This window comes from Paraburkholderia sp. RL17-380-BIE-A (genome assembly GCF_046028085.1).
Lineage (GTDB): Bacteria > Pseudomonadota > Gammaproteobacteria > Burkholderiales > Burkholderiaceae > Paraburkholderia.
In genome coordinates this window covers 394,381-420,668 of sequence record NZ_JARESQ010000003.1, presented here as the reverse complement: position 1 = coordinate 420,668, position 26,288 = coordinate 394,381, and the positions used below count along the sequence as shown (strand labels likewise).

The window sequence follows — 26,288 nt, the reverse complement described above, 5'->3', positions numbered from 1 at the left end:
GAATGGCCGATTCTGCACAAGCAGCAGCAATCGGTCCCGAAACCACTCCCTCCCGCAGTCTCGCTCGGCGCCGCAAAACGCGCCGCTCGCATCCGCTCGGTCATCGCCACCCCCCGAACGAACCCCCTTTATTCTCATTGACCCCCTCCGGCCCAAAGGCGTATAACCATCCCATTGGATGTTAATTGGATGGCCTCAAGATGCCTCCCGGAGTGCAAATGACCAAACTCAGCCTTATCGACACCTCCCGCCCCAAAGGCGGCGAGACCGAAAAAATCACCATCAACCTGGGTCCGATCGACCTCGGCCAGATCGATCTTCTGGTTGAAGAAGGCTTTTACTCGAACCGCACCGATCTGATCCGCACGGCGATTCGCAACCAGCTCGCCATCCATGCGCAGGTGGTCTCGGAAACGGTGACGCGACGCGCCCTCGTGCTCGGGCTGCAACATTTCTCCCGGCAGGATCTCGAAGCGGCGCAAGCCGCGCACGAACAACTCGACATTCATGTGCTCGGCCTCGCCAGCATCGCAGCCGATGTGCCACCGGAACTCGCGGCGGCCACGATTGCGTCGGTGGTGGTGCTCGGCGCCTTTCACGCATCGCCCGCGGTCAAGGCGGCGCTTGCCGGCCGCATCAGCTAGGCACGACACTCGACTCACGACCGTGACTGACGCAGTGACCTATCGGTCGTCTTGCTCATTCACGCCCCACACAGGTCAACGCAAACCATCATGAAGATGAACGAAGATTTCCTGAAATCAATGAAAGACGCCTTCGAGCTATTGCGCACGAAGGGCCCGCAGGAAGCCACCGCGGCAGTTCAGCGCGCGCTCTCGGGCAACAACGCGAATCAGGCCCACGCGGACCACGCACAAGCCCCGTACACGCCGCCCAACGTGAACGAATGGACGCAAGCGTGGACGCAGGCGCAAACGCAAGCGAGCCCCGTTCCGCGCGCCCCTGCCGCACCGGCATTCGACGCCGACACGCCAGGCACCTTCAGCACGCATATGTTCAGCAACGCGGCCGGACAACGCCAATACAAGCTGTACGTGCCGGCTGTCTACAGCGCTGAACCGTTGCCCCTGATCGTCATGCTGCACGGCTGCACGCAGAACGCCGACGACTTCGCCGCCGGCACGCGCATGAACGAAATGGCCGAGCGTCATGGCTTCATCGTCGTGTATCCCAATCAGGCCCACACGGCCAATCACTCGAAATGCTGGAACTGGTTCAAGCCCACCGATCAGCAGCGCGATCAGGGCGAGCCGTCGCTGATCGCCGGCATCACGCGCGAGGTGATGGGCCGCTATCGCGTGGATCCGGCGCGCGTGTATGTGGCAGGTCTCTCGGCAGGCGGTGCGATGGCGGACATCATGCTGAAGACTTCGCCCGATCTCTATGCGGCGGCGGGCGTGCATTCGGGTCTCCCCTACGGCAGCGCGAAGGACTTGCCCTCGGCGCTCGGCGCGATGAAAGGCGGCAAGACGCAACGCAATCGGGCGCGCGGCGCACCGCAACGTCCGCTCATCGTGTTTCATGGCGATGCGGACGCGACGGTGCATCCGTCGAATGCGGCCGAGATCGTGGCCTCCTTCGACGCCGGCACCACCACCGTCAGCGCGCCATCCGGCGCGGCGAGCAGCCAGCGCACCTATACGCGACAACGGCATGTCGCGGCGAACGGCGTGGAAGCGGAGTACTGGTCGATTCACGGCGCGGGTCACGCATGGTCCGGAGGCAGTCAGCGCGGTTCGTACACGGACCCGTCGGGCCCCGATGCCGCCGATGAAATGCTGAAATTCTTTCTCGCCCATCCGCGCCGCGATTGAGTCACGCTGTTAGCAGCGAACCACGAACGCACGCCTGCTATGCGAAAATGCAGCGTACCGTTCGTGGAGCACGCATGGCAGACCTCACATCTTCCGCGTCTTCGACAGTCGAAGCCGACTGCGCGAGAGAACCCATCCACATTCCAGGCGGCATCCAGCCGCACGGCTTTCTGTTCAGCATCGCGCCCGACGGCACCCTGCTGCAAGTCAGCGCCAACGTCGCAGCGTTGACGGGCTCGCCCGCCGAACAAGCGCCGGGCCAGCCGATTGCGCGGATCGTCGGCGACGAATGGGCAGCGCTCATCGTCGAGGCGCTGGCCACGCATCAGGAAGACGGCATCCCGCTTTATATCGGCTCGATGAGCGATCGGCGCGCCAATGCCAACGGCGCGCGCGCCACGCCGTTCGCGGTCATCGTGCATCGTCATGAGGGCATCGCGATCGTCGAACTGGAGCCCGCGCGCGGCACGCTCGACGTGTTCTCGTCGATGTACCCGCTGGTGCGCACGTTCATCAACCGTCTCGAGGAAGTGCAGACCGTCGAGGGCCTCGCGCAACTCGCCGCCGACGAAGTCCAGCGCATCACCGGTTACGGCCGCACACTGGTCTACAACTTCGACAGCACGGGCAGCGGCCACGTGATCGCCGAGCACGTCGAACCTGGCTACGCCTCCTACGCGGACCAGCACTTTCCTGGCTCGGACATCCCTGCGCAAGCGCGCGCGCTCTATGTGCGCAACCGCATTCGCCTGATCGCCGACGCCGACTATCGGCCCTCGCCGCTGGTCCCGCCGCTGCATCCCTCGACAGGCAAACCGACCGATCTGACCTACGCGTCGCTGCGCAGCGTCTCGCCGGTACACGTGCAATACATGAAGAACATGGGCACGCTGTCGTCCATGTCGATGTCGATCGTGGTGCGCGGCAAACTGTGGGGGCTGATCTCCTGCCATCACGACAGCGCGCGTGTGCCGCCCTTCGAGGTGCGCACCGCGTGCGAGCATATCGCGCAGATCCTGTCGCTGCAGATCGAAGCGAAAGAGGAACACGCGCAAGCCCAATACCGGCTCGAACTGCGTCGCACGCTCGCGCGCCTGCTGGCCGCGATGGCCAACACGGAAAGCTTCACGGACGCGCTCGCCAACGACCCGAAGGATCTGCTCGGGCTGACCGCATCGGACGGCGCGGCGATCGTCTTCGACGGGCGCGTGCTGCTGGTCGGCACCACGCCTTCCGAGCCGGAAGTCGCGAAGCTCGTCGAGTGGCTCGACACGCGAGTAGATGACACCTTCGACACCGACTCGCTTGCCACGGCCTGCCCCGTCCTGCCGGCCAATCCGCACTACGCGGGCCTGCTCGCCGTGTCGATTTCGAAGCTGTTTCGCAATTACGTGCTGTGGTTTCGCGAAGAAGTCGTTCAAACGATCAAATGGGCGGGCGATCCGCGCGCGAAGCTGGCGGGCTTGTCCGCCTCGCTCTCGCCGCGCCAGAGCTTCGACGTCTGGACCGATACCGTGCGTGGACGCTCACTTGCCTGGCGTCCTGCCGAACTCGAAATCGCCGTCGAATTCCGCACCGCGCTGCTCGGCATCGTGCTGCGTCGCGCGGAAGAACTCGCGCAACTGGCGCTCGAACTCGGGCGCGCCAACAAGGAACTCGAAGGCTTCTCGTACACGGTGTCGCACGATTTGCGTGCCCCGCTGCGGCACATCGTCGGGTTTGCCGATCTGCTGCGCGAAATGGAAAGCGAGCGTCTGTCGGAGCGCGGCAGTCATTTCGTGGAGCGAATCATTTCGTCGGCGCGCTTTGGCGGCAAACTGGTCGACGACCTGCTGGCTTTTTCGCAGATGGGACGCGCGGCGCTGCGTCCGCAATCGGTCGATCTGCAAGTCATGACCGACGCGCTGATCGCCGACGAAGTCAAAGATGCGCCCTCGCGCAACATTGCATGGCGCGTCGGCCCACTGGGTCACGTCAACGCGGACGCCGTGCTGATGCACGTGGTGCTTCGGAACCTGATCGAGAACGCGGTAAAATTCACGGCGACCCGCGAGCACGCGGAAATCGAAATCGGCCGCTATGCGGGTGAAGGCGAACTGGCTGGCCAGGACGTCTTTTTCGTCAAAGACAACGGCGTCGGTTTCGACATGCGCTACGTCGACAAACTGTTCGGCGTGTTCCAGCGGCTGCATCGCATTGAAGAATTCGACGGCACGGGCATCGGGCTTGCTGGCGTTAAACGCATTGTCGAGCGGCACGGCGGTAAAGCCTGGGCGACCGGCGAGATCGACAAAGGGGCGGCCGTTTATTTCTCGCTGCCTCATGTATTCATTGCCGACGCAAGCCAGGGCGAAGAGTCCGCGGCGGCGGCAGTGGCACGGCTGACTGCATTGTCACCGGGCAAGCGCTTTCGCCCCGTGCCGAAGGAGTCGAAAGATGAACCGAAATGAAGGACAGAGCGTGCTAAGACCGATCCTGCTGGTTGAAGACAATCCGAACGACGTGGAACTCACGCTGATCGCGCTGGAGAAAACCCGCCTCGCGAATCCGGTCGTGTCGCTGCGCGACGGCGAGGAAGCGCTCCAATATTTGCGCCGCGAAGGGCAATGGGCGAATCGCTCGGAAGACAATCCCGCCGTGATTCTGCTCGACAAGAAGCTGCCGAAGATCGACGGTCACGAAGTCCTGAAGGCCGTGCGCGGCGATGAAAAACTCAAGCGTATTCCGGTGGTCATGCTGACTTCGTCGCGGGAAGAAAGCGACTTGTTGCGCAGCTACGATCTGGGCGTGAATGCCTACGTGGTAAAGCCGGTCGCGTTCGACGACTTCATGGCTGCCATCAACGACCTCGGCATGTTCTGGGCTGTGCTGAACGAACCGCCGCCGTACCCACGTTGACCAATGCGCTGGGCGAATTCATCGAAGCGCCGGCGCTTGCCGGCGTGGAAAGCCCAAATAGCAAAGCCGGGCACACCGCGCGAAACGAAGCCGCCTAGCGGTATGCCGGCAACCTGACGCGGAACGTCGCGCCCTGCCCCAAGCCTGGGCTCTCAGCGGTGATCGTGCCGCCGTGCAGGTCCACCAGGTTCTTGACGAGCCACAGTCCCAACCCGAGACCCGCCACGCGTCCCGACCCGTCGGCGCCGAATTGCTGAAAGCGGTCGAATATCCGCTCCAGCGACTCCCCATCCAGACCGAGTCCCGTATCGCGCACCGCGAGTTCGACGCGCTCGCCGTCCGCCCGAACCGAGAGTTCAATCGTGCCTTGCGCGCTGAACTTCACCGCATTCGACACGAGATTCCAGACCACCTGTTTCATCCGGCCTTCGTCGGCGAGCACCATGGCCGAGGTCAGATCGTCCGCGATCAGCCGCAGACCTTTGGCTTCGGCATGCATGCGCATATCTTCGACGACAATCCCGGCCAGCGCGCCGAGATCGACGGGCTGCAAATTGACCGACAGTTTTCCGGTCACGATCGCGCCGCTATCGAGCAGATCGTCCACCATATGCGAGAGCTGCCGTGCGTTGCGGCTGATCACGCCGGTGGCGCGCGCGAGATGCGAAGGATCGGCCGCGCGCTGCAACAGGTCGGTCCATGAAATGATGGCCGATAGCGGCGACCGTAGTTCGTGGCTGACCGTGGTGACGAAATGATCCATTGCCATGGCAAGGCGCTCACTGTGTTCGCGCGCGCGTTTTTCGGACGCGGCGATCTCGCGTTGCTCGAGCTCCGCCTCCTTGCGCGATGTGATGTCGAGCGTGAAGCCAATGACGGAGCTCAACGTGCCATCCGGCAGGAACCGTCCGACACCGCGCACCAGAATCCAGCGGACCGCGCCGCTCGCCCAGCCAATGCGGAAGTCGACTTCGAAATGGTCGTGAGCCGCCAGCGCCTGATTCATCGCGTCGCGCAACCGGCTACGGTCTTCGGGATGCACGACTTCGCCGAACAGGCGCTGTTCGGTGAGCAACGCGTTCGAATCCAGACCCAGGTTCGACTTGCATTGATCGGTGCATTCGATCGCGCCGGTTACCGGATCGAGCTCCCATGCGCCCAGTTGCGAAAACGCCATGGCAATCTGAAAGCGTTCCTGATGCTCGCGCAATTGCGCTTTGGCTTCATCGGCGAGGAGCTGCCGCAGTTGCGCCTGCGAGCGCAGCTTCGCGCGTTCGCGCTGATCGCGTTCGTAATCGGAGACCCGCTCGGTCACTTCGCTCACGCGCAGCGCGATCGTGCCGCCTTGCCCGTGACGCGCACCCAGCAGGCTCGCCTTGATTTTCCAGTAGCGCGGCACCCGTAGCTCGCCTGCTGCCTCACCATTGGGCTTGGCGTCACGGTGCTCGGGCATTTCGTAGCGAAACAGCGGCGACCATTTCGAGCCGCCCGGCGACAGATCGCGCAATGCGCCGATCAGCCATGCGCGCCGCGCTTCCCGCTGTTCTGCCGGTCCGAACTGATTGACGTCGAGAATCGATTTACCTTGCAGATCGCTCAACGACTGCCCCGTCAGGTCGAGATAGCGCGCGTTGGCGAGCAGGATTTCGTAGCGATGGTTGAGAATCAGATAGGCATCGGGCAGCGCCTCGAATGCGACCGCTGCGTCGAACTGGTGAGACGGCGAGGAAGAATCCTGGTGGCGGCTATCCATAGGCGTGTTCCGGTCGCGCTTCAATCGGCGCTCACGCAGGCAGCCGTGACACGGAGCCGAGCGAGCTCGATCAAACGGTCGAACGCATCGGCCGCGCCGCCGCACGCTTCGTCAATCAGGGTGGGTGTGTCGACTTCAGCGGCGATCGCCCGATGGAAAACTTGCCAGCGCGCGCCGAGCGACTCGCGCCCCGCGTTCAGATAGCCGAGAGGATGCGGAGCGAGGCGCGCTTGCAGACGCGCGTACAACACCGCGCCGCCTAGCTGGGACCCTTCGATCACGTAGCAGACGCCCCAGCGGTAAGCCGCGCTGGCGTCGCCGAGCCAGCTGCTCGTGGTGTTCGATGACAGCGTGCCGCCCCGGTCTTGCGGTTCGACCGATTCGTGCGAAAGATCAGCGTCGATCAGCGCAAGGCGATTCATGCGTGCCGGCGACGCCGGCGATTGCGGACCGTCGCTGAAAGTGTCGAGCCAGGCTTCGAGCGGCGCTAGCCAGTCACGCAGAATCGCCAGATGCGCGAGGTAGTCGCGCAACGCCACACTGTCCACCGACAGCGGCATGATCTCGTGCAGCAGTTCATGGCGTTGCGCGGTCGCGGCGCGCAGCGCGCCCAGCACTCCGACTGCGCCGACTGCGCCGTCCTCGCCGCTCGGTGAGCGGCTGGCGGATTCAGGTGTGTCGATCAAACGGGTCCGGTTCAACATGAATGAGCAGGGTCTGATTATAGGGGCGGCTGTCTGGTGGCGCGAGACGCGTTTTGCACGGGGTGCCTCGCGCGTTGAGGCGTGTTCCAGCCGCGAGGCACTCGTTGAGCGAGCACCAGGTGGCACGATCCAGGCGCGCCGCAAACTAGGCCGCAACCGGGCAACCGGCCTGCTCGAGCGCGGCCTGCGCGTGGTCGTGCAGGTCGTCGCTGGTGAGCGACGCATCCGGCGTGCGAACCCATGCCGCGATGCGCAGCGTCGCGCCGCCATCGTCGGGATAATCCGCCACCGTGACGATCGGCGCGAGCGTGGCGCCGCTCAGCACACGCGGTTCGTCGGCGACCAGTTTCTTCAATTGGCCGATCGCGGCGTCGACGTCTTTACGCTGCGCGAGCCCCACTTCGACCTCGATACGCTGCGTGCCGCCGCTGCTGTAGTTGATCACCGGATTGCTCCAGATCTGGCTGTTCGGCACGAACACCGCGTTGCCGTCGCCGCGCTCGATGCGCGTGGTGAAAAGCCCCACTTCGCGAACGATACCCGCTGCCGCGCCGCTGCCTTCAATCACGTCGCCGACGCGAAACGGCCGCAACATCAACAGCATCATCCCCGCAGCGATATTTTGCAGCGTGCCTTGCAACGCGAGTCCGATCGCGAGGCCCGCCGCGCCGAGCACCGCGAGCACGCTGGCGGTCGCGATGCCGACCTCGCTCAGCGCCGCGATGAACACCAGCACGCGCACGGCCCAGGTGCTCATGGCCGCCAGCATCGGCGCGAGCGTCGGGTCGGCATGCGTACGCGCGAGCGCGCGCGCGAACATCGCGCCGACGCGATTCGACAGCCACCAGCCGACTACGAGGATCAGCACGGCCAGCACGATATGAAGGGCGTCGTGAGTCAGGGTGACGAGCAACGACGGCTGGAAGTGAAAGAGTCGGGTAAGGAGATCATTCATCTTGAGTCTTCGTTCCGTTGCGATAGAAATATCCTGACGCAGGAAGCAGGATATGTTCCTGCTCCCTTCGTTTCGTGGGCGGAGGCACGCTGTTTGCTCCTTGTTGCGAACCAAAGCAGTGCAATCATGCAAAGCCTTGTAAGCAAGGGGATTTCAAGCCGCGTTAGCCCGCGCACAGGAGCGTCTCATGTCTCAACATCTGAAGCCGGAAGATCGCGTAAGTTGGAATACGCCGCAAGGCGTCACGCATGGCAAGGTCGTGCGTGTCATTTCTTCCCATACGAGCGTGGACGGCAGAACCGTCAATGCGTCGAAGTCCGATCCGCATTACGAAGTGGAAAGTGAGAAAAGCGGCAAGCGGGCCGTTCATCGCGGCGACGCATTGCATCGGATCGGGAAATGAATGAGACGCGAGCGCCAGGCGTCATTTAATACGGATGGCTAAGCACATTGATTGACCTGCGAACTATGGCGCCGCGATCGGCAAAGCTTGCTGGCCCGTTAGCAACCCGCCGTCAAGCGCGCGCCTCAGTGTGTGCCCAACGGCCTCAACAGATTGCGCAGCGCGCCCACGGTAATCGGACGCGAGAACCAGAAGCCTTGCGCTTCATCGCAACCGAGCGCTTCCAGTTGCGCCGCCTGCTCCGCCGTTTCGACGCCTTCGGCCGTCACGCGCAGTTTGAGCGCATGCGCCATGGCGATGATCGCGCCGACCAGCGCCTCGCACTGTGGATCGGTGCTCATGCGCATCACAAAAGAGCGGTCGATTTTCAGGCGATTCAGCGGAAAACGCGTCAGATACGCGAGGCTCGAATAGCCGGTGCCGAAGTCGTCCACCGCCACTTCCACGCCCAGATCGCGCAACGCAAAGAGCGTCTGCAAAGCTTGCTCGGTGTCGCCGAGGAGGACACCCTCGGTGATTTCCACCTCGAGGTAGGAAGGGTCGAGCGCGGCCTCTTCCAGCGCCTCGCGGATCGTCTCGAACAGGTTTTGCCGCTGGAACTGCTGCGGCGACACATTGACCGCGAAGCGCGGCAACGTGCCGGTCAGCCGGAGCAATTTGCCGGCGTCGCGGCATGCGGTCCGGATCACCCATTCGCCGATCTGCTCGATCAAACCCGCCTCCTCCGCAACCGGCACGAATTCGACGGGGCTGATCAGGCCGCGCTGCGGATGGTTCCAGCGCAGCAGGGTTTCGACTTGCGCGATGTGGCCGTTGGCGAGCGTCACCTGCGGTTGATACACGAGATGCAGTTGCTGCCGCTCGATCGCTTCGCGAAGCATGGTCTCCAGTTCGAAGCGGCGCGCGGCCTGACCTTCCAGTGCAGTGGAAAAACGCCGCACCGCATTGCCGGTCACGGCCGAGGCCGCCGACAACGCCACGCCCGCGCGACGCATCAGCGTAGGCGCATCGCCGCCGTCGGCTGGATAAGCCACGATGCCGATGCTCGCGGTAATGTTCAACGTCGTGCCGGCGTAATCGATTGCTTCGGCGATACGGCCTAATGCTTCAGCGGCGAAGGCGTCGGCGGCCGCACCGGTTTCGTTGACCAGCAACGCGAACTGCGTTCCGCCGATCGAGGCGATCGTGCCGTCGTTTGGAAAGAGACCACGCAACCGTTCACCGACGATCTGCAGCACGAGCTCGGCCGCGTGCAATCCAAGCGCATCGCGCAGTTTGCGCAGATGATCGAGCTCGGCGATCAGCACGGTAAAACCGCTGCCGTTACGCTGGCAACGCGCGATCGTCAGTTCCAGCCGTTCGGTAAACAGCGTTTGATTCGGCAGACGGGTCACGCCGTCGTGATGTGCGACGTACCAGAGGCGCGCTTCGGACTGCGCGTAACGCGTCATGTCGAAGGCCATGCCCACGTAGCGCGCCGGACGCGCGGCGATTCCGCCAGCATGCGCCGGACCCTGGACGAGCGGCGCCAACGCGAGCACCACGCGAATCGGCGTGCCATTGCGGCGCAGGAAACTCCATTCGCCTTCATAGCGCGAGGTCACCATGGCGAGCGGCGGCAGTTCGGTGTGGCGCCTCGCGAATTCGGCCGGATCGAACAACGATTCGAAGGTACGCACGCCGATCAGGTGTTCTGCCGCAAACCCCGTTAGCTTTTCGAAAGCAGCATTGACGGACTCGAAGGTGCCGTCCGCGGCGCAGATGAACATACCGCAAGGCGCCGAGGCTAGCGCGGCGTCGCGCGTGCGCGATTCGGCGAAGAGGTGGTCGTGCATCGCGCCAGCCTTTTGATATTCCTGAGTAGTGGATGTGATCGAACGTGTTCTTGACGCGCGCGCAAACTGTAAGGCCTTGAAAATCGGGTCCAATGTACTGGAGGATCGTGCGTATGATAACGGCTTTCGCACCCCCGCCGACCTCGCAGGCCTCGCATTCGTCGCGCCAATCGTTTCCCTTGGTGTAATCCCCGATTCGTTGCTGCATCGGTGGCGATTTTTTATCTATGGCGCCCCCTTGCTTTCGGGCATGACGGCGACGGAGGGAGTGGCAGGCGTTTTGATCGTGACAGGCAGTTATCGCATGCGCGCCAGTTAACCGCTCACGCGGAACACCACAAGGGTGCGTCGAGCGGAATCACGCTGATGGGTTGGTCGGCGATCTCGGTGGCGAACGCCACCGGATGCCGATAGCGGCTGAGACTGTCGCAGTCGCGGCTATCGAAAGTGCAATTGCGGGGTAATGCGGGGGAACGTTGAAGCTACTCTACGGATGAAAAAGGATGGGGTGCTTCGGCACCACCGCCGCTTCATCCTCAGGAAGCCGACGCGGCGCGCGGCAACGCTGCCTCGATGAACACCGCGCACAGCGCTTCCATGCCCTTCGCGTCTTCTTCGTCGAAGCGCGCGACGACCGGGCTGTCGACATCCCACACGCCGATCAGCGTGCCGTCCGGCGCGACGAGCGGCACGACGATTTCCGATTGCGAGGCCGAATCGCAGGCGATATGCCCGGGAAACTCATGCACGTCGCGCACGACCTGCGTCTGACGGGTTTGCGCCGCCGTGCCGCATACGCCTTTGCCGAGCGCGATGCGCACGCACGCGGGCTTGCCCTGAAACGGCCCGACGACCAGTTCGTGACCGTCGTGGAAATAGAAGCCGGCCCAGTTCAGATCACTGAGGGAATGAAACACGAAGGCGGAAAAATTCGCGGCGTTGGCGATCCAGTCGGTTTCGCCGGCGAGCAGCGAGCGCGCCTGGCCGATCAATTCTTCGTAGTGCGCGGCTTTGGGCAGATGCGAGGCGGAGGAGACTTCGAACATGACGGCGTCCGTGATGAAAGCGGAAAGAGGAATAGCGAGTCGTGCAGTTTAAAGCAAGCTGCCGTTTCCTTCACCACGCTCGCTGGGCACACGGCCTCGCTCTTCCGGCTCCATCTGCCTGCCGGCTGTCGTTCAACGCGCAAGCCGACGAAAATGAATCCGGTCGCGATCGACCGTTACTCGACGCCGATGATCACGCTCGATGCCTTGAAAATCGCCGTCGCCGCTTTGCCGTTCGCGAGACCGAGACGATCGACGCTCTCGTTGGTGATAATCGCGGCGATCTGCGCGCCGCCGGCGCCGATCGACACTTCCGAGTTCACCGCACCCTTCGTGACCGCAGACACCGTACCGGCGATGCAGTTGCGCGCCGACACCTGGTTCTTCGTCACGTCGACCATCACGATCACCGACGAAGCCTTGACCAGCGCGAACGCTTTCTTGCCGACCGCGAGGCCGAGCGAGGTCGCGCTGCCATGCGTGATGATCGAGACGATCTCGAGACCCTCCTGAGTGCGCAGCGTGACTTCGTCGTTCACGGCGCCATGGGTGAGTCCGATGACTTCGCCGGCGAAATGGTTACGTGCGCTGGTTTGCATGGTGTTCTCCTGGTCATGCCGCCTCTCGAGCATGTTTCGAGGCGATGCGTTTGGTTAGGCAGAGAGTGTAGTGGAACGCTCGCCGGTTGCGGCAGCCCGCGCGTAAAGCACACTATCGCGCAGCCGCTATTGACGATACGAACCCCAATGAAACCACATACGCGTTGCATACGAGCCGCCATCATGCGGCGCGGGCACGACATGCGCCACGACGCGCCGACACCGTATCATCGTGTCCTCTACTTACTCCGCTGAATCTCATGCCCGTTGTCGTTCTATCCCGTCTTGCCGCCGCATGGCCGAACGCCTGCCGCGCCGCCGCACTGGGCGCGGCTCTGGTGGCGGCCACCGCCTGCAGCAACCCGTCGCCGACGCGCGACACGCACGCGCCGGTCGACACCGTCTCGCTGTTCCCGATCGCCGGCTACGACCAGAACGTCGATCACTGGCTCGAACCGGACAGCCCAGGCTACGACCAGCCGTTCCTGAGCCCCGCGGATCAGCACGCCCATTTCCAGGTGCTTTACGCGCGCTACTTCGGCACCGGCACCGCGGCGTCCTCGCCGTGGAACGCCAGCTTCGTGACGATGCGCGTCTATCGCCAGCAAGGTGCGGATATTGCCGCATTGCAGCAGCGGCGCATCGACAAGTTCGACAACACCGGCAAGCCTGGCGCGAGCATCGGCTACGGAGAAAACTTCCGGCCGCACGACAAGGCGTGGATCGACGCAATCGCGCACAACATGAACGTCGGGCAGTTCACGCAGACGCCCGTCTACCGGCCCGAGCGCCGCGCGATCGCCACCGGCAACCTGATGCTGCGCGAACTGCCGACCACCGACCCCTCGTTCTACGACCACCGTCTGGCCGGCGAAGGCTATCCGTTCGACAACCTGCAGATTTCCGCCGCACGGCCGGGAACGCCGCTGTACGTGCTCGGGGGCAGCGTCGACGGTGCGTGGCTCTATGTGCAGACGCCCGATGTGCAGGGCTGGGTGCGCAGCGACGGCGTGGGCATGACCGACGATCGCTTCGTCGACACATGGCGCGCCGCGACCGGCAAATCGCTCGGGGCGGTGATCGTCGCGTCGGCGCCTGTACGCGACAGCCGCGGCGTGTTCCGCTTCGACGCGCCGGCCGGCACGCTGCTGCCCCTCGTGCCAGCCGATGCGGCACGGCCGGCGTCGGGCAAACGCGTCGCCAGCGGCACGGGTAACGCGAGCCGGAAAAGCGACCCTAGCGACCCGGGCAGCACGGGCGAAGCAAGCGACAAGACCGGCACGAGCACGACCCCGGTGACGCGCCGGGTGCTCGTTCCGGCCCGCAACGCGGACGGCGAGGCGCTGATCCGCACCGCCGCCCTGAGCGACGCGCAAATCGCGCCGACACCGCTCGCCGCCACGCCGCGCCATCTGGCGACGCTGATGAAAACGCTGATCGGACGGCCTTACGGATGGGGCAATAGCGGCATCTACAACGACTGCTCGTCGGAGCTGCAAAGCATCTTCGCGGCGTTCGGCGTCTGGCTGCCGCGCCATTCGTCCACGCAGATGAGCGCCGGGCGCCTGATCGACCTGTCGTCGTCCACGCCCGCCCAGCGGCTCGACTATCTGGCGCAGCACGGCGAGCCGTTGCGCACGCTGATCTACATCGGCGGCCATGTGATGCTGTATATCGGCAACACCACGCGCAACGGCAGCGCGGTGCCGGTCGTCTATCAGGACGTGTGGGGCTTGCGGCCCGCCGACAATAGCCGGCGCGCGGTGATCGGCGGCTCGGTGATCTTGCCGCTCTTCGAACACATCCCCGAAGACGCCACGCTGCAATCGCTGGCCGCCACGCCGACCTTCCAGATCAGCATCCTCGGCGCGCCGAATGGCGGCGTTCCGGCGCCGTCCACCGCACCGCCGGAGGAGGACAACTCCGCCGGTTGAAACGGCCGACCGGGCGTTCATAGCGCGCCCGGCGCAAAAAATATTTTTTCCGGAGTGTCGATTCAACGGTGATGCACTCGTCGTAACGTTGAAGGCCTGACTCGCACAGTCGGTCTTTCAACTCACGAACCTGTTACTTCAAGGAGTCGCCGTCATGTCCAGCAACGCTGTCAAACCGATCCCCGACGGGATGCACGCGCTCACCCCGTACCTGATCTGCGCCAACGCCGCGGACGCCATCGCGTTCTATACCAAGGCCTTCAACGCTGTCGAACAGATCCGCCTGCCCGGCCCGGGCGGCAAGGTCATGCACGCCACCCTGAAGATCGGCGATTCCATGCTGATGCTGACCGACGAATGGCCCGAGCACCACTCGTTCGGCCCGAATTCGCTGAAAGGCACGCCGGTCACGATTCACCACTATGTGGAAGATGTCGACGCCAGCTTCAAGCAGGCCGTCGAGGCCGGCGCGACCGTCGTGTTGCCCGTCACCGACATGTTCTGGGGCGACCGCTACGGCCAGCTGAAAGACCCGTTCGGCCATAGCTGGTCGCTGGCCACGCACAAGCGCGACCTGAGCGCGGAAGAAATCCAGCAAGCCATGGCCGCCATGAAGTAATGGGCGGTTCGTCCGGTGAGAAGGAGGAGCTACGTCATGCAAAAGATTGCACCGTGTCTGTGGTTCGACGGCCAAGCGGAGGAAGCGGCCCGCTTCTACACGTCCGTGTTTTCCGATTCCCGCATCGCCACGACGATGCACTACACCGACGCCGGCCCCGGGCCGAAGGGTGACGTTCTGGCCGTCACGTTCGAGATTGAAGGCCAGGAGTTCATGGCGCTGAACGGCGGCCCTCAGTTCACCTTCACACCGGCGATTTCGCTGTTCGTGCACTGCCGTTCGCAAGAGGAGATCGATCGCTACTGGACCCGACTCACCGACGGCGGCAAGCCATGGCAATGCGGCTGGCTGCAGGACAGGTTCGGCGTCTCGTGGCAGATCGTGCCGGACGTGCTCGGCGAAATGCTGCGTGACCCGGACACCGCCAGGGCGAGCCGTGTGATGTCCACCATGATGCATATGGTCAAGCTGGATATCGCGCCGCTCGAAGCGGCTTATCGCGGCTAGCAGCAGGTTGCGATAAGCCGTGCGGTTGGAGCGTATTCGCCGTACGGTAGGCGCAAAGTTCCGCGCAAGCTCGGCGCTCCGCCCGCACGGCTCGCGAGCTTGCCTTGACTCCCCGGCGCAACACGGTGCGCTGCGGCGCGAGACCGCCATCTTTGATAGGATCGGTCTCGACCCATAAACGGCGGGACATCAACGGTGCGCGTCAACCATCAGGCTTTTTTCTGCTCGCTGTTTGTCGCGCGTCTCGCCGATCAGGTCCTGCTGTTTCTCGTGCCGCTCGTCGTCTTCCAGACGACACACCAGGTTTCGTGGTCGGGGCTGGCGTTCTTTATCGAAACGCTGCCCCGCTACCTGGTGTTTCCCTTCTTCGGCGCCTTGTGCGACCGCGTCTCGCCGCTCAGACTGATGCGCGTCAGCCAGACCGTGCGCGCGCTGACGTGTTTCGGCGGCATGATCGCTTATGCCATGTTCGGCGGCATCGGCTGGCTGATCGCACTTTCGGCGGTTTGCGGCGTGTTGACGAGCCAGGGGCTCGTCGCGCGTGAAGTCATGCTGCCGCAGATCTTCAGCACGCAGCGGTTCCAGCGTGTACTCGCCTATTCGCAGTTGGCCGACCAGTTGGGTTTCGTGCTCGGTCCGATGCTCGCCGCGCTGCTGCTCGGCCTGTGGCGTTGGGAATGGGTGGTCGGCGCAACCGGTGTGCTGTTTCTGCTCGCCGACGGCGCGCTGCTGCTATGGCAACGTACGAGCGGTTTTCGGGCCACGGATCCGCCGCCCGCCGACGCGGGCCACTGGACGCTGCCCGTGCGCATCGCGCTGCGTCACGTGCTGGTTCTACCCGGCCTGAAGAAAGTCGTACTGCTCGCCGCCGCCGAAAATCTGGTGATCGGCGTGACGCTCGCCACGTCCGCTGCAATGGTGACCGGCGTTCATGCGCAATCGAGTCACTACTACGCCGGCTTGCAGACGGCCGGCGCCGTGGCAACGGTGCTGATTCTGTTGACGATCGCCCGCGCCGCATGGCCGGCCCGTCGCCTGGGTCTCGTCGCCTTCGTTTCGATCTGCGCAGGCGGCGTGATCGCCGGCGCCAGCGCGGCGCCCTGGGGTTATGCGCTCGGCTTCCTGCTGATCGTCGGCTTCGACAAGATGTTCAACGTGTACATTCGCAGCGCACGGCAGCGAATCATTCCGCCACAGGATTACGGCAAGACGACCGGCGTGGTGATCCTGCTGAACAACATGACACAGCCGCTCGCCGGGCTTCTGGTCAGCGTGTTCTCCGCACGCACGCAAGCCGGCCCGCTGATCGTGATCCTGTCGCTGACAATGGGTGGTATCGGCGCGGCGGTGTCGATCGGCGCGGCGCTGGCGCGCAGGAAACGCGGGCTCGCGCTGGGGGAATGATGCCGCGCCAATTCACATGAGCGCCGTCTTGTGAATCAAGTTTGTCTTCAACGGCCACGCTTCTAAACCGGCTCGCACACCACCTCGAACTTCAGCAGTTGCGTTGGCCCGAAGGCATTGCTGATCGCGACATCGGCCGCGTCGCGCCCGCGAGCCATCAGAACACGCCCCGTACGCGGCGCATTATTGCGCGGGTCGAACGTCTGCCAGCAGCCGCCGATATACGCTTCGAACCACGCGGCAAAGTCCATCTGCGCGTAGGGCGGCGGCAGGCCGACATCGCTGATATAGCCCGTGCAATAGCGCGCCGGAATATTCATGGCCCGGCATAGCGCCACGGCCAGATGCGCGAAATCCCGGCATACGCCTTTGCGCTCCTGCCAGGCTTGCCATGCGGTCTTGGTCGGCCGCGCAAAGTCGTAGCCGAACACGATGTGGTTGTGCACGTAATTGCAAATCGCATCCACGCGCACACGGCCAAGCGGCAGTGTGCCGAAGGTCTGCCACGCGAATTCGGAGAGCAGATCGGTTTCGCAATAGCGGCTGCCCAGCAAAAACACCATCGTATCGTCAGGCAGCATTTCCACGGGATGCTGTTCGGTGTATGGCGGCCGCGTCTCCGGCTCCGACGACACCTCCAGCACCGCGCGCGTCGCAAAGGAAATTTTTCCCGGCGGCGCCACGAGACGGCTGCACAGGTTGCCGAAGCTGTCGCGATACTGGCGGATCGGCACCGCCGGATCGACCACCAGCAGGTCGGGATCGAGCACCTCTTTCGCATGCGAATAGTGGGTGTTCAACATCAGCAGCATCGGCGTCGGTTGCACACATTCATAGACCAGCTCGTACCCAACGCGCAATTTCATCGCGGCGCCCTTTTCCAGTTGAAACGTTCAATTGACGTGCGAACACGTTTCGATTCGAGCATCCGGGACATCGTCGCGTCCTTATTCGCCCTTGCGTCACACTCACGCGCCTTCGGTCACGCTCACATCCACCTGCAAACCCTGAAACGAATGCGGCGCCCCATGCCACGTGCCCCACAACGGCAACGCCTGGTAGGCGTTCCACGCCACCGCCACGCGAATCAGATGGCGGTTGCCGACAATGCTGTTGGTCGGATCGAAATCGACCCAGCCGGCACCCGGCAGATAGATTTGCAACCACGCGTGCGTCGCGCCGCCGCCTTGCGTGGCCTCGTGCTCGGGCACGTCGGGCACGAACAGATAGCCGCTCACGAAGCGCGCCGCGAGACCGAGCGAGCGGACCGCGTCCATCATCAGCACGGCGAAATCGCGGCAACTACCACTGCGACTGCGCAAGGTTTCGCCTGGGCGATTCACGCCTTTCTCCGTGCGGCGCACATAGAAAAACGAACTCTTGATTTCGAGCGTCATGGCGCGTAGCAGCGCCATCGTGCCGCCGGCGCCGCCTTTGCCGCCCTTAGCCGAGCCACCCGCCGTGGGCACGAAACGGCGTGCCCATTCGTCGACGTCGCTATCCGGATGCGGGCGGCTGCGCGCGTTCACGAGATCGGACGCTTCCTCGTTGGTGTACGCGAACGGCCAGTTCACCGCATACGGTTCGAGTGCGTAATCGGGCATTGGCGCTTCGAAGTGCTCGAGCGTCACTTCGCTGTCAAAGCGCAATTCGCGCGCCTTGTCCGCGAAACTCGCGACCGCCACCGAGTTATCGAATACGTCGTGCAGCCAATGCAGCCGCGACGGCGTGGGCGTGATTACCAACTGGTTGGTCACGAGGCGCAAATCGTGACTCGCGCGCGGACGGAACATCATGCGATGCTCGCCGAAACGCACGGGTTCGGAGTAACGGTAGATGCTGACGTGGCGCACCGTGAATCGCTGCGGCTCATTCATCTGACCACCCGATGGATGCCGCTGGGTTCGTCCTGTCCATCGCGTTCACGCTTATAAAAAAGCCACAGCCGCAGCGGGCGAAGAACGCGCCGCGCGGTTTTGATCCTCAATGAGCGACGGCCGGATTCCGGTGTGGTCGAGCGGTGTCAACGACAAACTGACGGGTTGAGCATACACCCGCCATATTGGTTGAAAACACTCATTTGGGCTGTACGGCGCGCGCTCGGAGTTATCAACAGAATCTGTTCGCAAATCTGTGCATAACTAACCGGCAAAAACTGCAAGCTATTGATGTGACTGCCATTTTTACCGCGACGTCGAAGTTGGGCAACGCTGCCCGCGAGCGTGCTCACCCTCGCTTCATGCACGCCTCATTCGCGCCTCATTCACGCACCGTGCCACGCGCCGCATCCTCATCGCCGCGCGCATGTCGTGCTTCCTCACGCCATTGCTGGCGCGAACGAACCATTCGGCGCAGCGCAAGGCGCGCCATCTTGACCCAGCCCGAGGGCCGCGGATCGGCCAGCATGCTGAGGGCGCGCGCATAGTCGAGCGTGAGGCCTGGCGTCCATGCCATCGTTGCGGCTCGCTTGCGCACTTGCGCCGCGACCCACAACTCGGGTGTCGCGATCACGCGCAGAAACGGCCGCCATCCGCCGAGACCGCCCCACACGCGCGCCGATGCCCCTTCGATCGCGGCCTCCAGTGCGCGCGAGACCGTGCTCGAACAGTTGCGGTGCGTGAGGTTGTATGTGGTGTCCTGTCGATACGTGTCCCAGAAGCGGCGCAGCCGGACAGGATCGTAGTTGCGGATTCGCACCTGCACCGTCGAAGCACACCACGCTTTCGACTCGGTCGCGTAATCGGGCTGGAATAGCCCCGGCACGTCGTTCTCGCGCGTGGCGCGTAAAAGCCGCGCGAAGTCGTCGGGCGAGCGATCGATCTCGACACCCGGATAAAGGCTGATGTAGATGCCCTCGGGCGATTCGAGCGCGGCATGACCGGTCGATATCACGCCATTGCGATCCACCGCCGCGATATAACGGTCGACGATCGGCTGCCGCCGCGCCTCGCCTTTTGCCGACCCGACCGGCGTCCACACATGCACGGTCAACGCGGCTTCGTCGGCGGCGGGCGGACCGTCCCATTCGTGGGCGATCACACGGCTGGCAGCGAGTTCGCTCGCGGCAGCGATGCCGGCATCCGCCGCGGAATCTTTCGCGGCAAGCCCGGGGCTCGCGGCGGCAGCAGGATTCGAAGCGAGCCGCCGCACTCGCGTGCTCAGCAGGAGCATGTTCCAGCCGCCAAAGATCAGGCCGAGACCGAGACAGTAAGGCACCGTGCCGACGTAGTGAGTCGGATAAGGTTGATAGAAGAAAATCGCCAGCGCGATTTCGACGCCACCGCCGATCATCGCGAGCCGCCACGTGCGATAGCGGACCACGTTGGCCGAGACGATCTGCAGCAGTCCATCGGCGAAAAAGAGCGTGCCGAAGATCATCGACAGAATGAAGTTGCCGTGCTCGTGGCCGACCAGAATCAACGCCGCCGCAGTGGCGAATGCAATGCCTTTCACATAGCGCAGCGTGCGTTGCCCGCCCATGCCGGTCCAGGCGACGGCCAGCGTGGCGAGACCTTCCAGCAACAGGAGTAACGCGAACGGTGTGATCGGAAAGTAAAGCGCGCTATCGAGCGCGTCGATGAACACGAAGACGCCGAGCAGCACACTGATGCAGCCGATGAGCCGCAGCGACCGCCAGCGCGTGCGCAGATAATCGACTCCCAGCAGAATCATGACGAGACGAACCATCGCAAGCCCTCCGTGACTGACGCGCGCTGCTGCCGATCGCCATCTTATACACGTTCACGGATCGGGCGCACAATGCTTCGCCACGACGAGGCTGCCACACGCACGCGGCGCGCCCTATTCAGACGCGCCGGCGTGCCGGCAACTGAAGTCTCTTATGCCGCTGCGGCTTGCGGAACCGCTTCGCCCTGCTCGCCGCCCAACGCGTCGAGCAGATCGCACAGCATGCGGTCGAGTTCGGCGGTCATCAGCGTGAGGTCGGAGTCGAACCGTTCGTCGTCGTTTTGCGCGGTGGGATCGCTTGCTTCTTTCAGCACGTCGAGCGGCGCAATGCGCTTGATCGTGAGCGACGGCGTCAACACGAACGACACACGATCGTTCCACGTCATGGCAAGCCGCATGCATTGCTTGCCGGCTTCGATATGGCGGCGCATATCTTCGGCATCCAAAGTATGTCCCACGTAGCGCACGGTCGCGTTGCCTTCCGCGGGCGAACGCAGCTCGGTGTCCTGATCGAGCGTGAAGCCCGCGGGACCTTCGCCTGAAAGCAGCCATTCAGTCATGGCCGCGACCGGCGAATGCGTGACGCGCACCGTGCCGAGCGGCAATTGATCGATCGACTTCACCAGCAGGCCGCGCACTTCATCGGCAACCGCCTGCGAGCCGGCGTCGATCACGAGCCAGCCGTTCTTGCAATCGATCCACACGCGCGTGTCGCGACGAATGCTGAAGGCGCGCGGCAGCAGTTCGTCGGTGACCTGCTCCTTGAGTTCGCGCATCTGTTTGCGGCCCGGTTTGAAGCCTTGCTGTTCCTCGAGTTCGAGCGCGCGCGCCTTGGTCACTTGCGTGACGACCGAAGCCGGCAGGAGTTTCTTCTCGGCGCGAAACACCAGCAGCATCTGGCCATTGAGCGCGTACACCAGCGAGTCGTTAGCGTCGTTCTCGCGCGGCGGTGCCCAGCCGTGGCTTTGCATCTCGACGCTGTTGCCGGGCGCGAACGCGTGCGGCGCGAGCCACTTCTGCATCTGTTCTGGGGTGACGGACCACGGAGCGGGAAGACGGTGAAGCTGAAGGTTTTTGAACCACATGGGCAGAGTCGTGTACGGGCAAAGCGCACCATTCTATCTGACGATAGACATCGCGCGTCCGGCTGAACTGACTCGCTGCGTCAGCCAAACGCTCATACAACGGCGGTCATTTTCAAAAATGGATAGACAATCCTTTAAGCGACAGACCAATTATCAAACACGGCCATTGGCCAGAGAATGCGCTTCATCCACTTCAACTCTCTCTGGAGCGCACCATGTCCGCCTCGCCGATGTCCCGAATCGCCCGTCATGTGTTGGTTGCCGCGAGCCTCGCGGGCGCGCTGAGCGCCCATGCCGCGAGCGACGCCGACTTGCCCGCGCCGCACCATCTCGCCGTCGTATCGAACTCGGCGCAATCCGCCGCAATCGTGCAAAGCGCGCGCCGCTACGCCGCCTTCTGGAACACCGGCGACGAGGCCTACGCGAAACTCGCGCTGTCGCCGGCCTTCATGGACCGCACCTTGCCGGACGGCCGCCCGCAAGGTCCTGATGGTCCGCTGCAGGCATCGAAGGGATTTCGTGCGGCGGTGCCCGATCTCCACGCGGAGATCGACGACCTCGTCGTGGCGGGCGACCGGGCCTCGGTTCATCTGCATTTCCACGGACACTTCACCGGGCAGTTCCAGAACCTCAAAGGCAACGGCCAGACCATCGACTTCCAGGCCTTCGATCTGTATCGCGTGAAGGACGGCCGCATTGTCGAGAACTGGCACCTTGAAGACAATCTGACGCTGCTCAAGCAACTCGGCGCCATCAAGCCGTAGTGGTTTTGCCGTATCCGTTTGGGAGCGCGCTTCAGCTTCAAATCACCTAGACTTTTTGAGAAGCGCGCGACCTAGACGGAGGCGGCCATGGCCGATGAAACCGCACCCTGGCAAATGGTGGAATACGAGGGTTTCGAGATTCACGTGGCACCTCGTCCGAAAAACCCGCCCAGCGAGGGGCACGCGCCGGGCGCAGCGGATAACCGCTATACGTACGTCGGCTATGTTTGCCATCCTGGCGCGGACCCGACCATCCCAGGGCATGCGGTGCCGTTTCACGCCGACGGCGAAGAGAGCTTCGCGGGCGAGGACGAGGCGTTGTACGAAGGTGTACATGTGGGACGCAGCATTGTGGAAGGCACGCATCCAGATCTGACCGTGTTGCCACTGGTGACTGGCGGCGTGTGAATCTGGCGCGGTTCAGCGTAACGTTGGTGCGCCCGGCGAATCCTGCATCGTGCAACGGCACAGCGCCAGTGCGCGTGAGCCTGGCGCGCGCTTCAGCGCAACGCCTGCACGGCCTGTGAATCCTGTGGCGCCGAAAGGCGCAACGCCAGTTCCAGCATGCGCTGGTTGGCGCTGGCCGGCGTGAACGTTTCGACCTTTTGCTGCGCTGCTTGCACGAGCGTGCGGCGCAGTTCCGTGTCGGTCAGCAGACGTTCGATTGCGCGCGCCATCGCATCCTCGTCGCCGACCGGCACTAGCAGGCCGGCCTTGCCGCCTTCCAGCAAATCCCTTGGCCCGGTCGGACAATCCGCCGACAGCACCGGCGTGCCGAGCGCCATGGCCTCGCCGAGCACCATGCCGAAACCCTCGTAACGACTGCTCAACACCAGCAGTTCCGCCTGCCGGATGTAAGGCGCTGGATTCGCGCAGAAACCCAGAAAATGCACCGCTGTACCGATCCCGAGTTCGTCGGCGAGTTGCTCCAGTTCGCGCCGGTCGCGCCCCTCGCCGATCAGGACGAGCGCCGCCTTGCAACGGCCACGCTCGCGCACCTGAGCGTAGGCTCTGAGCAGCGTCTTGTGATCCTTCTGCCCTTCGTCCAGACGCGCCACCGAAACGATGAACGAGTCGGCCGGCCGTTCGATCGGCGCACGTGCCGCGCGCCGCAGCGCATCGACGTCGATCACGTTCGGCAATTCGACGATATCCAGCGCGGTTGCCGAGAAGAGTTCCTGCGCCTCGCGCAGCATGGCGGGCGTCAGCACGGCGATCGCCGAGTAACGTGAGTAATGCTTGACCCGCCGGGCGATGTAGCGCGCGCTCTTGCTGCCGAGCCGCGCCGCCAGGCTGAAATGGCTCACCCCGAACCAGGGCACATGGCCGCTTCCCGCCACGTGGCGCAGCGAGAAATCGAAATCGCAGATCAGATCGTGCTGCCTGGAGAGACGCCGCATGCGCAGCGCAGCCAGCGGCCGGATCGCGCCATAGGTCAGCAGCTTGTGCAATAACTTCTCGCCCTTGCCCAGCTTGCGCTTTCGGGCCTCCTGATGAAGCGAGTACATCCACTTCGATGAGGCGAGCACATGGACGGGCACGTCGTCGGGGATCGACTGCGCGCGCCAGAACAACAGGTCGTCGGTCGGATACGCCACCGAGAGGCTCGGCGCGAACAGCCGCCGGTCGAGCGTCTTGAGCCACGACAGAAGCGCGGTCTCGGTGCCGCCTTTACCGAAATCGTTGATATGGAACAGGATACGCAGCGGCGTGCGGTCAGCTTCGGTAGCGTGCGGGTTTGCGTTGGTCACCTTGGTTATTCGCCCAGCTTGGCTGTTGGCGCTTCACGCCGCTGTTCACTGCGTGCTGCCGTGGCTTTGCCGCGTACAGTGTCGAGCGACGCTTCGCCGGATGCGCCGACTTGCTCCGCGCAACCCAGCAGCAGGCCAGCAAACGCCCAGAACGCGAGCATGGTGGTCTGCCACATGAAATCGTCGGTGGTATTTTTCGCGATCATGCCGGCCACCAGCGCGACGCCCGCTGCGCACAACCAGGGCTCGACCCGCCGAAGCCGCCAGAAGCGCGCGACGAGGCACAGCAACAACGCCGTCTGCAGCGCGACGCCGATGAAGCCCGTCTGCAACCACGTGTTGATGAACAGGTTGTGCGCGTGAGTCAGCGCCTGCGGTTCGACCGCCAGCAAACTGGCGGGCATTTCGCCACGATAGACGATCCCCGGCAACGGCTTGCCGAAGCCCACTCCGACCCACGCATGGCGTTCGGCTTCGCTGACATAAAACGCCCACAGCTTCGGACGCGTGTCAGCCGATACCGTGTCGCCGATCGCGGACAGCGAGCCGGGCACGTAGACCTGATGACCGTCGATCGCGACGTCGCGCGGCTGGCTGGCGGCGGGCGCGGTGCCGGCCGTGCGCAGACGGGAGCTGAACTCGAGCGTGCCGACGCCGGCTGCGCCGACCACGGCGACGACCAGCACCGCCAGCAACAGGCGGCGCCGGTAGAGCGGAAACAACGCGACCAGAAGCGTCACGGCGGCCGCCGGCCAGAAGAATCGATTGAGGGTCGCCAGTCCGATGAACAGGCACAGCACGATGCCGCTCGCGCCGATCACGCGCCAACGCGGCTTCAGCAGGAAGCCGGCGAAGAGCGGCATGGCAAACACCGCGAGCGTGCTGGTATGGCCGACGCGATTATAGAAATGCAGCGGAAAAGTATTGGCGGTGGGCGGCTGCAGATGCCCCCAGTAGAGCGCGCTGATCACGGCGAGCACCACGCAGGCGCCCCAGTTGACGAGCACCACGGGCGCCGGCCGCCGCAGTTCGGTGCCGAACAGCCAGAAGCCCCAGAACGACACCAGCGGATAGAGCACCTCGTCGCACCACGCGTGCAGGCTGATCATCGGATACATGGACCATGCGACAGAAGCGAGGCTCCAGCCGGCCCAACCCACGATGGGCAGCACCAGCGGCCACTTCAATAGCGATGGCCGGTTCGCCGAACAGGCGGCCGCCACGACGCCGAGCGCCATCAGTGCGAGCGCATTGAAGACGAGCGCCGTCATGTGGCCGAACATCACCACGAACAGAATCACGGGACAGGCAACCCATAACACGCGCTCCACTCGCGCAGCCGTGTGAGTCATTACACTTTCACCAGAACATTTTGCAATGCGTTGTACACCGACTCGACAGACAGCCGGCCCATACACTCGGCATGGTCGCCGCGCCAGGCCACACAGGTCGTCTCGTTGCGATCACAGCGCCGCACCCATGCTACCTTGCGGCGGAATATAAAAGGCTGATCGCGACAGGGCATCTCCGCGATCGTAATGGGCACGAACGGCACTTCGCGCCAGTAGCGCCCCGCGCCATGAATCGAAGCGTTGCCCGGGCCGAACAGCGCAAGCGTGGGCACCCCAATCAGACGCCCCAGATGCGCGACCCCGGTATCGGGACAAACCACGGCTTGTGCGCCGGCAAACAGATGCCACAACTCGCCGAGGCCAAGCCGCGCCGCCAGGTTGGGATGATGAGGGTCCGGGTCGATCGCGCGAATCAGCTCGGCTTCGCCGGGGCCGCCGGTCCAGACCGGCAGATAGCCAAGCGCTTCCACACGTTGCGCAAGCTCGCGCCAGCGCGTATTGGGCCAGCGTTTGACGCTGGTGCTCGCCCCCGGATGAAGCACGACGTAAGGTTTCGCCAGTAGCGACGGCTCGGGTAACGCCGCATGCTGCGGCGCGGGCCAGTCGGCGGGCGCGTAAGCGCGCGGCGGCGGTCCGTCGACCAGTTCCGCGGCGAGGTCGGCCCACGCGGCCGGCGCCGCGGGATACGGCGCGCTCCGGTTGAGCGGCCAGTTCTTCCAGGCCGGCTCATCGCCCGCGTGTCCGACGATCCAGCGGCAGCCCGCGCCCAACGCGAGCCAGCTGTGACGATTGTCGCCGAGCACCATGCCGAGGTCGTAAGGTCCGGAAAGCAAAACGTCCCGCACCGACTTCGCATCACGCGGATCGAAGGGCAAGACCGTGACGTCGAAAGGCCGACCGGCATACAGCGGCACGATCGCCTTCGGACAGGTCAGTACGATCTGCGCTTGCGGATATTGCGCGCGCAACTTGGCGAGCAGCGGCGTGAGCAGCAGCGTGTCGCCAAGCAACAAATGGTGTGCAATCAGAATGCTGCGCGGTTGCCGTGGCTCGCGGCGCAGTGGCTTGATCAACAGTCGCGGGATAGCCCGCGCAAAAATACGAAGACGCCCGGCAAGCCGACTCATAGGCTCATCGGCGCGTTGGTTCCCGCCGCG

Annotated in this window: 25 protein-coding genes; 12 read left to right on the top strand and 13 right to left on the bottom strand. The window is 63.9% G+C overall.

The window, feature by feature from the left end; translation table 11 throughout:
• The first annotated feature begins 218 nt into the window (after positions 1-218).
• The 4 genes from P0D68_RS07145 to P0D68_RS07130 all read left to right on the top strand — a co-directional run bounded on the left by P0D68_RS07145 (position 219) and on the right by P0D68_RS07130 (position 4,733).
• A complete protein-coding gene (locus P0D68_RS07145) occupies positions 219-644 on the top strand; it encodes a ribbon-helix-helix domain-containing protein (protein WP_091796013.1) in 426 nt (141 codons plus the stop codon).
• A gap of 90 nt (positions 645-734) precedes the next feature.
• Positions 735-1,835: an extracellular catalytic domain type 1 short-chain-length polyhydroxyalkanoate depolymerase gene (locus P0D68_RS07140; protein ID WP_408297095.1), complete on the top strand. Its 1,101-nt coding sequence runs from the start codon at positions 735-737 to the stop codon at positions 1,833-1,835.
• A 74-nt stretch (positions 1,836-1,909) separates the two neighbouring features.
• On the top strand, positions 1,910-4,285 hold the full coding sequence (locus P0D68_RS07135) for an ATP-binding protein (protein WP_408297097.1): 2,376 nt from the start codon (positions 1,910-1,912) through the stop codon (positions 4,283-4,285).
• Positions 4,286-4,295: 10 nt separating this feature from the next.
• Entirely contained in the window at positions 4,296-4,733 is a 438-nt protein-coding gene (locus tag P0D68_RS07130; protein ID WP_408297492.1) for a response regulator, read from the top strand.
• 94 nt (positions 4,734-4,827) lie between these two features.
• On the opposite strand, the gene P0D68_RS07125 is transcribed toward P0D68_RS07130, so the two are convergent.
• From P0D68_RS07125 to P0D68_RS07115, 3 genes are all read right to left on the bottom strand, one after another.
• A complete protein-coding gene (locus tag P0D68_RS07125) occupies positions 4,828-6,486 on the bottom strand; it encodes a sensor histidine kinase (protein ID WP_408297099.1) in 1,659 nt (552 codons plus the stop codon).
• Between the two features lie 20 nt (positions 6,487-6,506).
• Positions 6,507-7,190, bottom strand: coding sequence for a biliverdin-producing heme oxygenase (locus P0D68_RS07120; protein WP_177204999.1), 684 nt, complete (start codon positions 7,188-7,190; stop codon positions 6,507-6,509).
• A 145-nt stretch (positions 7,191-7,335) separates the two neighbouring features.
• Positions 7,336-8,145, bottom strand: a complete 810-nt coding sequence (locus tag P0D68_RS07115) for a mechanosensitive ion channel family protein (protein WP_408183403.1) — start codon at positions 8,143-8,145, stop codon at positions 7,336-7,338.
• Between the two features lie 187 nt (positions 8,146-8,332).
• Between P0D68_RS07115 and P0D68_RS07110 the strand changes: the two genes are divergently transcribed.
• Positions 8,333-8,548 carry a hypervirulence associated TUDOR domain-containing protein gene (locus tag P0D68_RS07110; RefSeq protein WP_408297101.1) on the top strand — a complete coding sequence of 72 codons (216 nt, stop codon included), beginning with the start codon at positions 8,333-8,335 and terminating at the stop codon, positions 8,546-8,548.
• A 125-nt stretch (positions 8,549-8,673) separates the two neighbouring features.
• On the opposite strand, the gene P0D68_RS07105 is transcribed toward P0D68_RS07110, so the two are convergent.
• The gene (locus P0D68_RS07105) at positions 8,674-10,383 is read right to left on the bottom strand and encodes a putative bifunctional diguanylate cyclase/phosphodiesterase (protein ID WP_408297103.1); all 1,710 of its coding nucleotides are present in this window, start codon (positions 10,381-10,383) and stop codon (positions 8,674-8,676) included.
• A 34-nt stretch (positions 10,384-10,417) separates the two neighbouring features.
• Here P0D68_RS07105 and P0D68_RS07100 point away from each other — a divergent pair, with 34 nt between their 5' ends.
• Positions 10,418-10,702 (top strand): hypothetical protein, encoded by a 285-nt coding sequence (locus P0D68_RS07100; RefSeq protein WP_408468187.1) that lies wholly within the window; start codon positions 10,418-10,420, stop codon positions 10,700-10,702.
• A 217-nt stretch (positions 10,703-10,919) separates the two neighbouring features.
• Here P0D68_RS07100 and msrC read toward each other — a convergent pair whose 3' ends face one another.
• Together msrC and P0D68_RS07090 are read right to left on the bottom strand one after the other, a co-directional pair.
• Entirely contained in the window at positions 10,920-11,429 is a 510-nt protein-coding gene (msrC, locus tag P0D68_RS07095; RefSeq protein WP_408297107.1) for a free L-methionine (R)-S-oxide reductase MsrC, read from the bottom strand.
• Positions 11,430-11,605: 176 nt separating this feature from the next.
• The gene (locus P0D68_RS07090) at positions 11,606-12,028 is read right to left on the bottom strand and encodes a TOBE domain-containing protein (protein WP_408297109.1); all 423 of its coding nucleotides are present in this window, start codon (positions 12,026-12,028) and stop codon (positions 11,606-11,608) included.
• Positions 12,029-12,288: 260 nt separating this feature from the next.
• Here P0D68_RS07090 and P0D68_RS07085 point away from each other — a divergent pair, with 260 nt between their 5' ends.
• The 4 genes from P0D68_RS07085 to P0D68_RS07070 all read left to right on the top strand — a co-directional run bounded on the left by P0D68_RS07085 (position 12,289) and on the right by P0D68_RS07070 (position 16,492).
• Positions 12,289-13,962, top strand: a complete 1,674-nt coding sequence (locus tag P0D68_RS07085; RefSeq protein ID WP_408297110.1) for an SH3 domain-containing protein — start codon at positions 12,289-12,291, stop codon at positions 13,960-13,962.
• A gap of 154 nt (positions 13,963-14,116) precedes the next feature.
• Complete coding sequence (locus tag P0D68_RS07080) at positions 14,117-14,581, top strand: VOC family protein (protein ID WP_408297112.1); 465 nt, start codon at positions 14,117-14,119, stop codon at positions 14,579-14,581.
• 36 nt (positions 14,582-14,617) lie between these two features.
• Positions 14,618-15,088, top strand: coding sequence for a VOC family protein (locus P0D68_RS07075; RefSeq protein ID WP_408297114.1), 471 nt, complete (start codon positions 14,618-14,620; stop codon positions 15,086-15,088).
• A gap of 195 nt (positions 15,089-15,283) precedes the next feature.
• Entirely contained in the window at positions 15,284-16,492 is a 1,209-nt protein-coding gene (locus P0D68_RS07070) for an MFS transporter (RefSeq protein WP_408297116.1), read from the top strand.
• A gap of 62 nt (positions 16,493-16,554) precedes the next feature.
• Here the strand turns inward: P0D68_RS07070 and P0D68_RS07065 are convergent, their stop codons facing one another.
• The 4 genes from P0D68_RS07065 to P0D68_RS07050 form a co-directional block, all read right to left on the bottom strand.
• Positions 16,555-17,358, bottom strand: coding sequence for a transglutaminase-like domain-containing protein (locus P0D68_RS07065; protein WP_091796051.1), 804 nt, complete (start codon positions 17,356-17,358; stop codon positions 16,555-16,557).
• Positions 17,359-17,460: 102 nt separating this feature from the next.
• Positions 17,461-18,369, bottom strand: coding sequence for a transglutaminase family protein (locus P0D68_RS07060; RefSeq protein ID WP_408297118.1), 909 nt, complete (start codon positions 18,367-18,369; stop codon positions 17,461-17,463).
• 382 nt (positions 18,370-18,751) lie between these two features.
• Positions 18,752-20,179, bottom strand: a complete 1,428-nt coding sequence (locus tag P0D68_RS07055; RefSeq protein ID WP_408297119.1) for an HdeD family acid-resistance protein — start codon at positions 20,177-20,179, stop codon at positions 18,752-18,754.
• Positions 20,180-20,331: 152 nt separating this feature from the next.
• On the bottom strand, positions 20,332-21,264 hold the full coding sequence (locus P0D68_RS07050) for a recombination-associated protein RdgC (protein ID WP_408297121.1): 933 nt from the start codon (positions 21,262-21,264) through the stop codon (positions 20,332-20,334).
• 215 nt (positions 21,265-21,479) lie between these two features.
• Between P0D68_RS07050 and P0D68_RS07045 the strand changes: the two genes are divergently transcribed.
• Both P0D68_RS07045 and P0D68_RS07040 read left to right on the top strand, forming a co-directional pair.
• On the top strand, positions 21,480-22,028 hold the full coding sequence (locus P0D68_RS07045) for an ester cyclase (protein WP_408297123.1): 549 nt from the start codon (positions 21,480-21,482) through the stop codon (positions 22,026-22,028).
• An 87-nt stretch (positions 22,029-22,115) separates the two neighbouring features.
• A complete protein-coding gene (locus P0D68_RS07040; RefSeq protein WP_408297125.1) occupies positions 22,116-22,436 on the top strand; it encodes a hypothetical protein in 321 nt (106 codons plus the stop codon).
• Between the two features lie 92 nt (positions 22,437-22,528).
• Here P0D68_RS07040 and P0D68_RS07035 read toward each other — a convergent pair whose 3' ends face one another.
• Genes P0D68_RS07035 through P0D68_RS07025 form a run of 3 tightly spaced genes read right to left on the bottom strand, consistent with a single transcriptional unit; the run spans position 22,529 to position 26,258 of the window.
• On the bottom strand, positions 22,529-23,788 hold the full coding sequence (locus tag P0D68_RS07035) for a glycosyltransferase (protein ID WP_408297494.1): 1,260 nt from the start codon (positions 23,786-23,788) through the stop codon (positions 22,529-22,531).
• Complete coding sequence (locus tag P0D68_RS07030; protein ID WP_408297127.1) at positions 23,785-25,131, bottom strand: O-antigen ligase family protein; 1,347 nt, start codon at positions 25,129-25,131, stop codon at positions 23,785-23,787. The genes P0D68_RS07035 and P0D68_RS07030 overlap by 4 nt, the downstream gene beginning before the upstream one ends.
• A complete protein-coding gene (locus tag P0D68_RS07025) occupies positions 25,131-26,258 on the bottom strand; it encodes a glycosyltransferase family 9 protein (protein WP_408297129.1) in 1,128 nt (375 codons plus the stop codon). Before P0D68_RS07025 ends, P0D68_RS07030 begins: the two co-directional genes overlap by 1 nt.
• Positions 26,259-26,288 lie beyond the last annotated feature (30 nt).